The organism is Gottfriedia sp. S16(2024) (assembly GCF_050473765.1).
In the GTDB taxonomy this organism is placed as follows: domain Bacteria; phylum Bacillota; class Bacilli; order Bacillales; family Bacillaceae_G; genus Gottfriedia.
On sequence record NZ_JBFLUO010000001.1, the window covers coordinates 5137420 to 5151196 of the forward strand.

Genomic DNA, 13777 nt, shown 5'->3' on the forward strand with positions numbered 1-13777 from the left:
TCACCCCATTAATTCAAAATGAAAGGAGGCAGCAGCTAAAACATAAAATGGTGCTGTTTCTGTTCGCAGAATTCTTGGTCCAAGTCCACATAGCTTAGCACCTTTTTCTTCTAGCTGATCAACTTCTTTATCTGACAAACCACCTTCTGGTCCGAAAACTACTAATAATCGTGAGCCTTCCTTTAGTGACTGGAATGTCTGAACAAGTCCTGCTGATTCTCCTGTTTTTGCACTTTCTTCATATGCAACAATACAAGCATCATAATGCTGTATTGAGTTAAGTAATTGTTGAAAAGATGCTGGCTGTTCGACAGTTGGTACAATAAATCGATATGATTGTTCAGCTGCCTCTTTTGCAATTTTTTGCCATCTATCAACCTTTTTACCAGCTTTTTTATCATCTAGTTTAACAATTGATCTAGCTGCAGCGAATGGTAAAAAACCAGAAGCTCCAAGCTCCGTACCTTTTTGAATGATTAACTCTAGTTTATCACCTTTTGGTAGTCCACTAGCAATCGTAATTGATATCGGCAGTTCATTTGTATTCTCAACATATTCTACAACAGCTGCTGTTATTTGTTCACTAGAAATATTTGTAAGTGTACAACGAACAGTTGAAGATCCTGGAACTGTACAAATGATCTCTTGATCAAGCTTCATTCGCATAACATTTGCGATATGATGAGCATCATCACCAGTTATTGTAACAAGATCATTTTGAAGCTGCGTTTCTTCTATAAAATATCTTTGCATATTACATTCCTTGTTCTGGCTTTTTTGCAATAATTGCAACCCAGTCCTCTAAATGTAGTACTTCCTTCACTTCAAAGCCAACTCGTTTAAGCTCATTTTCGATGTCTGCTTGTTTAGCACCTATAATTCCTGAAGAAATAAATGTTCCACCCGGTTCTAAAACATTAAAAACATCGTCTACGAAACGAAGAATAATTTCAGCAAGTAAGTTCGCAACAACTACTTGAAACGGACCTTCAATTCCTTGTAGTAAGTTACCTTGTCCAACTTTTATCACATCGTCTACTTTGTTTAATACAACGTTTTCTCTTGCACTTCGAACTGCTACATCATCTAAGTCATAAGCTTCTATATTTGTAGATCCCAGTTTAGCAGCCGCAATACTTAATACTCCTGAGCCAGTACCTACATCGATTACACGGTCAGTTGATTTTACAACCTTCTCAAGTGCACGAATACACATAACAGTTGTCGGGTGAGTACCAGTACCAAACGCCATTCCTGGATCTAATTCGATAATTAATTCGTCTGATGATTTGACTTCATACTCTTCCCAAGAAGGTACAATTGTAAATCGATCTGAGATTGAAATTGGATGATAATATTTTTTCCATGCAGTAGCCCAATCTTCTTCGTTTACTTCATGCACAGCAAATGTATTTTTTCCTAAATCAATATCATATGAAATTAAATTATTTATTGCTTCTTTTATTCCGTCGATTGTATCGTTTAAAAAACTATTCACAGGAAGGTATGCTTTAACGATTACACCTTCCTCTGGATAATCTTTTGGGTTAAGTTGGTAGATTTCACCGTAAACCTGTGCTCGCTCCTTCGTCAAATCAAACACATCCTCTATGACAACACCACTTGCACCAGCTTCGTGTAAAATGTTAGAAATCGGTTCAACCGCATCCTGTGTAGTGTGAATACTTAATTCTGACCATTTCATAAAACTACCAACTCCATTCATACTCTCTTCTTTACTTGGCAATACCCTCTAATCATAGTCAGATTTAGAGGGTGCCATTTAAATTACTTCTTCTATTTAGTGTTTCCACTTTTTACCTTAACTAACGTACTGAATTAATAACTTCCTTATTGTTCGCCAAAATTCTTAACCGCACGCTTTAACTTTGTAAAGAAAGAATCGTGTTTATCGTCTTTTTGACCTTTGCCAATATTGTAAAACTCTTCAAGCAATTCTTTTTGACGGCTTGTTAGTTTTGTAGGTGTGATAACTTTTACGATTACGTGTTGATCACCTTGACCATATCCACGTACATCTTTAATACCTTTACCTTTTAAACGCATTCTAGTGCCAGTTTGCGTTCCAGCAGGTATTTTTGTTTTTACTTTACCATGTAATGTTGGAACTTCAACTTCATCACCTAATGCAGCTTGTGCAAATGTTAATGGAAGTTCGCAGTAAACATCATTTCCGTCACGTTCAAAGAACTCATGTTCACGAACATGGAATGCAATATATAAATCTCCAGCAGGACCACCATTTTTACCTGGTTCTCCCTGACCTGAAAGACGAATTTGTTGTCCATCATCGATACCAGCTGGCACTTTAACCATGATTTTCTTACGAGTTTTCACTCGGCCAGCACCATGACAAGTATTACATTTATCTTTAATTATCTGACCAGTACCTTGACAGTGTGAACATGTCGTACGGTTCACAATACGTCCAAATGGAGTATTTTGTTCAACACTCATTTGTCCTGAGCCTTGACAATGATTACATGTTTCTTTTGATGTACCAGGTTTCGCACCTGATCCACTACATGTATGACATGTTTCTTCAGTTGGAATTTCAATTTCTTTTTCCATTCCAAATGCTGCTTCTTCAAACTGGATTGTCATTGTGTATTGTAAATCAGCCCCTGCTCTTGGTGCGTTCGGGTCACGACGACGTCCACCGCCACCACCAAAAAACTGACTGAAAATATCTTCGAATCCACCGAATCCGCCGCCGCCAAATCCGCCACCGCCGAAACCTTGGTTTGGATCTGTATGACCAAACTGATCATAATGAGCACGTTTTTGATCGTCTGATAAATTTTCGTATGCTTCTTGCACCTCTTTAAACTTTTCAGGTGCATCAGGATCCTTATTAACGTCCGGATGATATGTTTTTGCTAATTTACGAAACGATTTTTTTATTTCATCTTGTGATGCACTTTTACTAACACCAAGCACATCATAGTAATCACGTTTACTCATAGTGTTACAATCCGCTCCTTTCACATAAAGAATATTTTAACACATCCTGTGCTTTTCTAAAAGAAAAAGAAGAAGTCAAAGCCAAGGCTTCCCTGACTTTGACTTCCCTTAATGTTTTAAATATATATGTTGTCTAGTTCAGGCGTTACTGACCAAAACGCCTTCCACTTTTCGTTATTGTCTAGTTCCAGGCGTTACTGAGCAAACGCCTTCCACTTTTCGTTATTATTTATCTTCCTTAACTTCAGTAAACTCAGCGTCTACTACATCGTCTTGTTTCGCTCCGCCTTCAGCTCCACCTGCAGCTTGTTGTGCAGCAGCAGCTTGCTCATAAAGTTTCATTGATAAAGCTTGAACGATTTCAGAAAGAGCATCTTTCTTCGTACGGATGTCATCTAAGTTACCAGCTTCTAAAGCAGCTTTTAATGCGTCTTTAGCTTCGTTAGCTTTAGTAACCTCTGCTTCTTCAACTTTTCCTTCAAGATCTTTTAAAGTTTTCTCTACTTGGAATACTAATTGATCCGCTTCGTTTTTAAGATCTACTTCTTCTTTACGTTTTGCATCTGCATCAGCATTTAATTCTGCTTCTTTTACCATGCGTTCTACTTCTTCATCACTTAAACCTGAAGAAGATTGAATTACGATGTTTTGTTCTTTTTGAGTACCTAGGTCTTTTGCACGCACTGTTACGATACCATTTTTGTCGATATCAAACGATACTTCAATTTGAGGAATTCCACGTGGTGCTGGTGGGATATCCGATAATTGGAAGCGACCTAATGTTTTATTATCATTAGCCATTGGACGCTCACCTTGTAGTACGTGAATGTCTACAGCAGGTTGATTGTCAGCAGCTGTTGAGAATACTTGTGATTTACTTGTTGGGATTGTTGTATTACGTTCGATTAACTTTGTAAATACTCCACCCATTGTTTCAATACCTAATGATAATGGTGTTACGTCTAGTAATACTACGTCTTTTACATCACCAGTTAATACTCCACCTTGAATTGCAGCACCTAGTGCTACTACTTCATCAGGGTTTACACCTTTATGTGGCTCTTTTCCTGTTTCTTTTTTGATTGCTTCTTGAACAGCAGGAATACGAGTTGAACCACCAACTAAAATTACTTTATCAATTTGACTAGCAGTTAAGCCAGAATCTTTCATCGCTTGACGAGTTGGGCCTAAAGTTCTTTCTACTAAGTTGTGAGAAAGCTCTTCGAATTTTGCACGAGTTAAGTTTAACTCTAAGTGTAATGGACCAGCTGCACCCATGCTAATGAATGGTAATGAAATTTGAGTTGAAGTAATACCTGATAAATCTTTTTTCGCTTTTTCAGCAGCATCTTTTAAACGTTGTAATGCCATTTTATCTTGACTTAAATCAACACCGTTTTCTTTTTTGAATTCAGCTACTAAGTAATCAATGATCACTTGGTCGAAGTCATCTCCACCTAAACGGTTATCACCAGCTGTAGCTTTAACTTCAAAAATTCCATCTCCTAATTCAAGGATTGAAACGTCGAATGTACCGCCACCTAAGTCATAAACTAAGATTGTTTGGTCTTCATCCATTTTATCTAAACCGTATGCTAATGCAGCCGCAGTTGGCTCATTGATGATACGTTCTACTTCTAAACCTGCGATTTTACCAGCATCTTTAGTTGCTTGACGCTCAGCATCATTGAAGTATGCAGGTACAGTAATAACTGCTTTCGTTACTGCTTCACCTAAATAAGCTTCAGCAGATGCCTTTAAGTTTTGAAGAATGATGGCAGAAATTTCTTGAGGAGAAAAATCTTTACCTTCAATGTTTTCTTTATGTGTAGTACCCATATGACGTTTAATTGACATGATTGTGTTAGGGTTTGTAATTGCTTGACGTTTTGCCACTTCCCCAACTTGACGCTCACCATTTTTGAACGCAACAACTGACGGAGTTGTACGTCCACCCTCTGGGTTCGGAATTACTTTTGGCTCTCCACCTTCTAATACTGCGACACAAGAGTTAGTTGTACCTAAGTCAATACCAATAATTTTACTCATTGCATGTTCCTCCTAAAATCTACATAAGTTATATTTTAGTTTTTTTAAAAAAATTTTATATTTATGTTAGCGATATAAATAGACGCTTAACGAATTACTCGTTTACTTTAACCATTGATGGACGAATTACTCTGTCCTTTAGCTTATAGCCTTTTTGGAATTCTTGTAGAACTTCATTAGATGGTTTAGAATCATCACTTTCTTGCATTACAGCTTGATGTACATTCGGATCGAATTGTTCACCAAGTGCCGGGATTTCTTCTACCCCTTCTTTTTTCACAGCTTCAACAAGCAAACGGTAAACCATTTCCATACCTTGTTTTAAAGAAGCAGTTTGCTCATCTGTTGCTTCAACTTGTAGTGCGCGTTCGAAATTATCTAGTACTGGTAATAAATCAGTCACTAAACTTTGAGCACGATAAGTCATTAAAGATTGTTGGTCTAAAAGTGCACGACGTTTATAATTTTCGAAATCAGCATGTAGACGTAAGTACTTATTTTCCTTCTCATCTACTTCAGCACGAAGTTTTTGTAGCTCTTCTTCAGAAGAATTCACATTATCAGTTTTCTCTTCTGTATTTTCTTCTGTAAAGATTGAAGGCTCTTCAACAGTAGTTTCTTCATTCACTACTTCTTCATTTAAAAGTTCTTCCTGACGTTCTGTCATGTCACCTTCACCTCCTATTTTTTTATATGTAATCCATTGTTTCTTTTCACAATGGATTTATTCAACATCCTTAGATGAAAATAATAAATTCAATTGTCCTGTAATTAAATGCATTAATGAGATTACTCGAGAATATTCCATTCGAGTTGGTCCTAATACTGCGATTGTACCAATTTGATCTTCACCTAAAGAATAGGTTGCGCTAATGATACTTACATTTTCTAATCCAGACTTTTCATTTTCCTTACCAATTTTGACACTTAAACCCATGTGTTCAAGAGGAATAATACTTTTTAGTTCATCTTTCCTTTCAATCATGTTTAACAAAATTTTCATTGTCTCAACATTATTAAATTCTGGTTGAGCTAAAATATTCGTTTTTCCACTTAAAAACAGTTTTTGTTCAATCGGTACGTCAATAGTGCCACCAATCATCTTTATAACGCTCTCATAATTCGAAATATGCGTACGTAAAATCATAGCAATTTCTTTATAAAGCTTGTCATTTATTTGATGAATCGGTACATTTACTAGTCGTTCATTTAATATATTTACCATTTTCTCAATATCACTCATAGACACACCAGGTGGTATAGTTACTGTTCGATTTTTAACAATACCTGTGTCTGTCACAATAATTGATACTGCTGTATTAGGTCCTATTGGAATAAGCTGAATATTTTTAAGCTTATTTTCAGTAACTTTTGGTCCTAGTGCAATTGTTGTGTAATTTGTTAAGTCAGATAGTATATCAGCTGAATTTTTCACAAGCTTTTCTATTTCAAAAATACGCTCGGCAAAAATACCTTTTATCGAACGAACATCATCGTCATTAACAATTTGTGGTGATAACAAATGGTCTACATAAAAACGATACCCTTTTTCAGAAGGGATTCGACCTGCAGAGCTATGAGGCTTTTCAATATAACCAAGTTCCTCTAAATCAGCCATCTCATTTCGTATCGTTGCTGAACTAAATGAAATACCTTCCTTTTTAGATAAACTCCTTGAACCAACAGGTTGTGCCATGCGAATAAAGTCATCGATAATAATTTGTAGTATCAATAACTGTCTTTCAGTCAACATGTTTATCACCTCTATTAGCACTCTTATCTAGTGAGTGCTAAATATATTATTAACTTAACAAATCCTTTATACGATGTCAAGAAGTTAAGGGCAGTAATAAAGAAGTACAGGATGAATGGATTAGGAATTTTTAAATACATAAGATCTATTCTATAGTCACATATCTCATCCGCTTTTCCTGCTCTTCACCTTACTGCTTTTAAAGTAAAAATGCTTGAAATACTTCGTTTCCGAGTAACTTCCCTTTATGGGTTAATCGAAGAAATACTCCATTCATCTCGACTAATCCATCTTTCATTAGTTTTTCAATTACGTTCGGAAATACTTCATTAAAGTTTGAACCAAATTTTTCTTGGAATTTTCTTTCCGAAACTCCCTCCATTTTACGTAATCCTAAAAACATTTCTTCTTCCATTTTTTCTTGCTTCGTTACCGTATGCTCATGAACAATTGGGACACCAGTCTCATCAATCAACTGAAAATATTTCTTTAACGGTCCTGCATTTGAATATCGAATGCCATTAATATAGCCATGTGCTCCTGCACCAAATCCAAAATACTCTTCATTATTCCAATAAACAAGATTATGCTTACTTTCTAAACCGTTCTTTTCAAAATTGCTGATTTCATATTGATGAAAACCTTTTTCTTCTAAATACTTCATTAAAAAGTCATACATAGCTGCTTCATCTTCTTCAGGAGCCGGTTTAAGCTTGCCCCTATTCATTTCTATGTAAAACACGGTTTTTGGTTCAATAATTAATGAATACGCTGAAATATGCTGAATCGGTAACTTCATAGCTTTATCCAACGAATCAACGAATTGTTCCATTGTTTGACCTGGCAAAGCATACATTAAATCAAGATTGATATTATCAATTCCAACTTCTTTTGCAGTTTGAATTGCTTCTTCTATTTCATTAGGTGAATGTGTTCTTCCAATCTTTTTAAGTAAACCTTCATCAAATGTTTGCGCTCCAAAACTAATTCGATTCACTCCACCATCTTTTAAAATTTGAAGCTTCTCTTTAGAAATTTCATTTGGATTACTTTCAAAAGTCATTTCGATTTCTTTATTCCCTTTAATGATCTGTTTATTAATCATATCTACTAACGTTTGAGTTTGGGGCAAAGTTAATGCTGTAGGTGTTCCTCCACCTACAAAAACTGTTTTCAAATCTGAAATCGGATTTCTTTTTAGACTTTCAACAATTTCTTTCTCTAGATATTCTAAATACTGATCAACCGGCTGACGGTCCATCATAAATTTATTAAAATCGCAGTAGTAACAAATCTGCTGACAAAATGGTATATGAATATAAACGGAAGATGCCATACCTTCTCCTCTTTTCTATGTGAAAAGCCCCTGATCCAATACCACCTAAGGTGCAGATTCAGGGACTTTTGTTGATTTTAACTTTTATGATTGTATATTTTCTTATGATATTTGTCTAATGAATCGCTTTACTATTATTAATCATTATTTACATCTTACTTTTTATTAATAACAATTTGAGTGAGAAATTATCAATTAACATTAAAAAAAGCCACCGCAAATAAATTACGGTGGCCTCTCTAGATAATCTTCAATTCTATAATCGATAAATTCCTATTGATTATTAATCATCCATACGTAAAACAGCCATGAATGCCTCTTGTGGAACCTCTACAGATCCAACAGCTTTCATTCGCTTTTTACCTTCTTTTTGCTTATCTAATAGCTTACGCTTACGAGAGATATCCCCACCGTAACATTTAGCTAATACGTTTTTACCCATTGACTTAATTGTTGAACGAGCAACGATTTTTTGTCCGATTGCCGCTTGAACTGGAACTTCGAACTGTTGTCTTGGAATAAGTTCTTTTAATTTTTCAACGATAATTTTTCCACGGTCATAAGCAGCGTCTTTATGAACGATAAATGATAGAGCATCTACTTGTTCACCGTTTAATAAAATATCCATTTTCACAAGTTTAGAAACTTTGTAACCAATTAGTTCATAGTCAAATGATGCATAGCCTTTTGTACTTGATTTTAATTGATCAAAGAAATCATAAACAATTTCAGATAATGGAATTTCATAAGTTAATGTTACACGGTTAGCATCTAAATATTGCATATCGATAAAGTTACCGCGTTTCTTTTGGCAAAGCTCCATGATTGCTCCAACAAAGTCATTTGGAACCATGATTTTTGCTTTTACGTAAGGCTCTTCCACTCGATCAATTGATTGAGGATCTGGCATATGAGCAGGGTTATCAACGATAATCATTTCGTCTTTTGTTGTATAAACATTATAAATAACACTTGGTGCTGTTGTAATTAAATCAATTTTGAATTCACGTTCAATACGCTCTTGAATGATTTCCATGTGTAATAATCCTAAAAATCCACAACGGAAACCAAAACCTAAAGCCTGTGAAGTTTCTGCTTCAAATTGTAAAGCTGCGTCATTTAATTGAAGCTTTTCAAGTGCATCACGTAAATCATTATATTTAGAAGTATCAATTGGATATAATCCACAGAATACCATTGGATTTAATTTACGATAACCTGGTAGAGGCTCAGTTGCTGGATTCTCAGCAAGGGTAATTGTATCCCCAACGCGAGTATCTCCAACATTTTTAATAGAAGCTGTTAAGAAACCTACGTCACCTACAGTTAATTCGTCTCTTTGTGTAGTGCGTGGTGTGAATACTCCAGCTTCAACTACTTCGAATTCTTTACCTGTAGCCATCATTCTAATTTTTTGCCCAACTTTTACAGTACCTTCTACGATACGAATATAAGCTACAACACCACGGTATGGATCAAATAATGAATCAAAAATAAGTGCTTTTAAAGGTGCATCTGGATCGCCTGTTGGTGCTGGTACTTTTTCTACGACTTGTTCTAGAATTTCTTCTATTCCGATTCCTGCTTTAGCAGATGCTAATACCGCTTCTGAAGCATCTAATCCAATTACTTCTTCAACTTCTTGTCTTACACGTTCAGGCTCAGCACTTGGTAAGTCAATCTTATTAATAACTGGTAAGATTTCTAAATCATTGTCTAAAGCTAAATATACGTTGGCTAATGTTTGTGCTTCGATACCTTGTGCAGCATCAACTACAAGAATTGCGCCTTCACACGCTGCTAAACTACGTGAAACTTCATAAGTGAAGTCGACATGTCCAGGTGTATCGATTAAATGAAGAATATATTCTTCACCATTTTTAGCTTTATATTGTAACTGCACAGCATTTAATTTAATGGTAATTCCACGTTCACGCTCTAAATCCATTGAGTCTAATAGCTGAGACTTCATCTCACGCTGAGTTAGTGCATTTGTTTTCTCAAGAATTCTATCTGCTAATGTAGATTTTCCATGGTCAATGTGTGCGATGATTGAAAAGTTTCTAATTCTCTTTTGTCTTTCTGATCTTGACTCTTTGTTCATTTCATCACTCCTAAATTTCTCGACAGCATAGATAGTTTTGATTATATCAAAAAAATAGGGAAATATTCAATCTCTATTAGCAGTATATGTCGAATGAAGTTTAGAAGGTCTAATTAAAGCTATCAATAATAGAAGGAATTTTTTCAACAATCTTAACCCCTTTTTCAGTTACATACGTAACAAAATGGGATAGTCCTTTACCAACAACTGTAAAATAATTAAATGCCCCTAATCTTTCTAAATGATCTTCTCTAATTGCTAGTCCTTCTTTCGTGTAATCTTTTCCAAAAAGTACTGGACCAGCTTTCCCATCTTCTTTTGAGATTTTTACTACATCATCTACATGATAGTAATCAGTCGAAGTAACTTTACTTATTCCGTCTTTCGCAATTTGCATACAAGTAATGATAGTTATAGAAAAAATGATGATTAGCGTAAAATACCGAACCATATATTTCATTTTATTTCTCCTCACTTACGAAATATTAATGAGTATATGAGCCAATATTATCTTGATTAATTTTAGAATGCAGTGCAGCGTTCATACCGCCAGCAATAATATTTGCCATATCTTCAATAAATGTATCCACTTCTTTTGGTGTAACCATTAAGTTATGACCTAGTGGTGACAATACCTCATGAATCAGTTTTCGTTTTTCATTCTCTTCTAGCGTTCCTACAATCCCCATAAATGCCATTCGTTCCTTTTCACTAGGCATATCTTCGTCGGTATACTTTTTCTTTTCTCCAAATGCCATTCCAGAAGGGATTAGCGCTTTAGCAGGCTTGTCTCCCTCTTTTATTTCTCGTCCAAAATGTTTTAAAATGAAGTCAATTGTATCACTTGTAATAGCAACAGCATCAACAACGGTTGGAACCCCTATAGCAATTACCGGAATACCTAGTGTTTCCTTACTTAATTCCTTACGTTTATTTCCTATTCCAGAGCCTGGATGAATGCCATTATCTGTAATTTGGATAGTTGTATTAACTCGCTCAATGGATCTAGCTGCAAGTGCATCGATCGCAATGACAAAATCAGGTTTTACTTTATCAATGACACCCGATATAATATCGCTCGTTTCAATACCAGTAATTCCCATTACACCAGGAGATAAAGCACAAACTGGACGATAACCATCTTGTACACTTTCAGGCTGTAATTCAAAAAGATGCTTTGTAACAACTAAATTTTCAACAACCATTGGACCAAGTGCATCTGGTGTCACATTCCAATTACCTAAGCCGACGACTAAGCAAGTTTGATCTTCCGTAATTCCTAAATTTTTTAAGAAAGCAGAAAACTCGTTTGCAAAAACCTTTTCAACTTTTTCTTGAAGGTCAGTATCTTGTTCACGAATACCTTGAACTTGAAGTGTTAAATAATTCCCTGGCTTTTTACCGATTCTTTCAGATGCCGATTCTTTAATATGAACATGAGAAATACTTACACCATCTGCTTCACGTTCTTTAACGATTACGCCGGTAATTTCTTCCTTTGTCTGTTCACGCTCCTCGAGCATCTCTTTTGCCTCTACTGCTAAATCTGTTCGAACACTATATTGACTTAAATCCAACTCACTCATTTATCTAGCCTCCACAATACTCATCGAAATTTAACAATTCTCTTCTTAACTAGTTTAGCTAGATGTTACCAATTCTAAACGAATTGTTTATTTTTCTTTTGAAAAGGCGAAAATAGCTTTATGAATTCTATTGCCAAATGGGACTTGTTTTGATAAAATAAGTTTTGTTCTATTTGTATTCGAGGCAAATTTCTCGACTGCATTCGGGAGGTGAAAGGTATGCCAAATATTAAATCAGCTATTAAACGTGTAAAAACAGCTGAAGCTCATCGTGCTCACAACGCATCTCTAAAATCAGAAATGCGTACTGCAGTGAAAACTGTTGAAGCTTTAGTTACTAATAACGAAACTGAAAAAGCGCAAGAAGCTTTATTAACTGCTTCTAAAAAATTAGACAAAGCTGTTAACAGCAATCTAATCCACAAAAACGCTGCTTCACGTCAAAAGTCTCGTTTAGCTAAAAAAGTTAACGCTATGAACGCGTAATGAATTAAATGGTGTCTCATCTGAGACACCATTTTTTCGTGCAATAAAGTTGTTCAACTAGACGTTTTTTAAATACATATTTGCATTCGAACCAATATGTTAGATTAAATAATTTTATTACATTCTTCAATCATAAACTCCACATAGTCAATCGCATCTTTTCTTCTTGTTTGAACTACTCACCACTTAACACCCTTACAGGTTGTTTGAAGTGGGAGATTCTTGGGAACAGAGCATACTTGCTAGTGTTATTTCTTTGCCAGCAGAGGTTTCTCTTATTTACCAAGCTATCCCCGTAGATTCCTACGGTTCTATGATTATTTAGACCAAAGCCAATGTTCGTAAGCCTTCAGCTAGAATATTTTTACTAGCATTTAGATCTCGATCGTGATGTTGATGGCAATTTGGACAGGTCCATTCCCTGATTGCAAGAGATTTCTTGCAATCTTGGTGCCCACAATCAGAACATATTTGGCTGGATGGAAACCATTTACTTACTTTCATGATTGTTTTACCATACCATGTAGCTTTGTATTCTAATTTAGATACAAATGCAGACCATGATACATCAGAAATCGATTTGGCTAATTTGTGATTACGTAACATTCCTTTCGTATTCAAGTTTTCGATACAGATTAGATCGTGGTTTTTGATTATTTCTGTACTCAACTTGTTAAGGAAATCATCACGTTGATTCATTACTCTTTCGTGTAATCTAGCGACTTTTCGTTTTTGTTTCTGATAGTTTTTTGCATCTAAAAGGCTAATCCCATTCTTGTTAGCATGTAACGCACGTCTTGAAAGTTTTCGCTGTTCACGTTTTAGTTTCTTTTCCATTTTGGTAGTAAATTTATTGTTGTCAATTTTGCGACCGTCAGAAAAAATGGCAAAATCGATGATGCCTAAGTCGATACCAATCGATGATTCAGCTTTCTCGAGTGGTATTACGTCTACTTCTGCAAGAATGGATACAAAGTATTTACCACTTGGAGTTCGTCTAACGGTCGCATTTAAAACACGACCATGTACTTCGCGACTTTTAGCAAAGCGAACAAGACCAAGTTTAGGAAGTTTCATTTTGTTTCCGACAACGGCAATATTTCCGTTTGTTTCTTTTGTTGTATAGGATTGAATTTGATTCTTTTTAGACTTAAAGCGAGGTGCTTTATTCTGCTTTTTGAAGAATCGTGAATACGAATCTGCGAGGTTTTTCAGTGAGGATTGAAGAGCAATACTGTCAACTTCTTTGAGCCATACTAATTCTTTTTTCAACTTTGTTAATTCTGCAGAACAAGAATTGTACGTTAATCCTTTGCCGGTTTCTTTGTATGAGTCGTTCCAGTGTCCTAAAAAGTGATTGAATACAAAACGACTACATCCAATCGTTTTGGCGATTAGTGTTTCCTGTTCTTTAGTTGGATAGATACGGAATTTATATGCTTTATTGACTAGCATTGTTTTCACCTCACTTCATTCCT

Annotated in this window: 12 protein-coding genes; 1 reads left to right on the plus strand and 11 read right to left on the minus strand. The window is 35.5% G+C overall.

The window, feature by feature from the left end:
- From AB1282_RS24770 to gpr, 10 genes are all read right to left on the minus strand, one after another.
- A complete protein-coding gene (locus tag AB1282_RS24770; RefSeq protein WP_056472848.1) occupies nucleotides 1-753 on the minus strand; it encodes a 16S rRNA (uracil(1498)-N(3))-methyltransferase in 753 nt (250 codons plus the stop codon).
- Nucleotide 754: 1 nt separating this feature from the next.
- Nucleotides 755-1705 carry a 50S ribosomal protein L11 methyltransferase gene (gene prmA / locus AB1282_RS24775; RefSeq protein WP_056473115.1) on the minus strand — a complete coding sequence of 317 codons (951 nt, stop codon included), beginning with the start codon at nucleotides 1703-1705 and terminating at the stop codon, nucleotides 755-757.
- A gap of 146 nt (nucleotides 1706-1851) precedes the next feature.
- Entirely contained in the window at nucleotides 1852-2985 is a 1134-nt protein-coding gene (gene dnaJ / locus AB1282_RS24780; protein WP_056472845.1) for a molecular chaperone DnaJ, read from the minus strand.
- A gap of 225 nt (nucleotides 2986-3210) precedes the next feature.
- Nucleotides 3211-5034, minus strand: a complete 1824-nt coding sequence (dnaK, locus tag AB1282_RS24785; RefSeq protein ID WP_335408083.1) for a molecular chaperone DnaK — start codon at nucleotides 5032-5034, stop codon at nucleotides 3211-3213.
- Nucleotides 5035-5128: 94 nt separating this feature from the next.
- The gene (grpE, locus tag AB1282_RS24790; protein ID WP_056472839.1) at nucleotides 5129-5701 is read right to left on the minus strand and encodes a nucleotide exchange factor GrpE; all 573 of its coding nucleotides are present in this window, start codon (nucleotides 5699-5701) and stop codon (nucleotides 5129-5131) included.
- A gap of 57 nt (nucleotides 5702-5758) precedes the next feature.
- Nucleotides 5759-6787, minus strand: a complete 1029-nt coding sequence (gene hrcA, locus AB1282_RS24795; protein WP_429900944.1) for a heat-inducible transcriptional repressor HrcA — start codon at nucleotides 6785-6787, stop codon at nucleotides 5759-5761.
- A 199-nt stretch (nucleotides 6788-6986) separates the two neighbouring features.
- Nucleotides 6987-8123, minus strand: coding sequence for a radical SAM family heme chaperone HemW (hemW, locus tag AB1282_RS24800; RefSeq protein ID WP_429900946.1), 1137 nt, complete (start codon nucleotides 8121-8123; stop codon nucleotides 6987-6989).
- A gap of 283 nt (nucleotides 8124-8406) precedes the next feature.
- Entirely contained in the window at nucleotides 8407-10227 is a 1821-nt protein-coding gene (gene lepA / locus AB1282_RS24805; RefSeq protein ID WP_056472831.1) for a translation elongation factor 4, read from the minus strand.
- Between the two features lie 109 nt (nucleotides 10228-10336).
- Nucleotides 10337-10687, minus strand: a complete 351-nt coding sequence (locus AB1282_RS24810) for a hypothetical protein (RefSeq protein ID WP_056472826.1) — start codon at nucleotides 10685-10687, stop codon at nucleotides 10337-10339.
- 25 nt (nucleotides 10688-10712) lie between these two features.
- Nucleotides 10713-11813 (minus strand): GPR endopeptidase, encoded by a 1101-nt coding sequence (gpr, locus tag AB1282_RS24815; protein ID WP_056472823.1) that lies wholly within the window; start codon nucleotides 11811-11813, stop codon nucleotides 10713-10715.
- Between the two features lie 219 nt (nucleotides 11814-12032).
- Between gpr and rpsT the strand changes: the two genes are divergently transcribed.
- Nucleotides 12033-12299, plus strand: a complete 267-nt coding sequence (gene rpsT / locus AB1282_RS24820) for a 30S ribosomal protein S20 (protein WP_056472820.1) — start codon at nucleotides 12033-12035, stop codon at nucleotides 12297-12299.
- A 321-nt stretch (nucleotides 12300-12620) separates the two neighbouring features.
- On the opposite strand, the gene tnpB is transcribed toward rpsT, so the two are convergent.
- Nucleotides 12621-13754 carry an IS200/IS605 family element RNA-guided endonuclease TnpB gene (gene tnpB / locus AB1282_RS24825; protein ID WP_429900949.1) on the minus strand — a complete coding sequence of 378 codons (1134 nt, stop codon included), beginning with the start codon at nucleotides 13752-13754 and terminating at the stop codon, nucleotides 12621-12623.
- Between the last annotated feature and the right edge of the window lie 23 nt (nucleotides 13755-13777).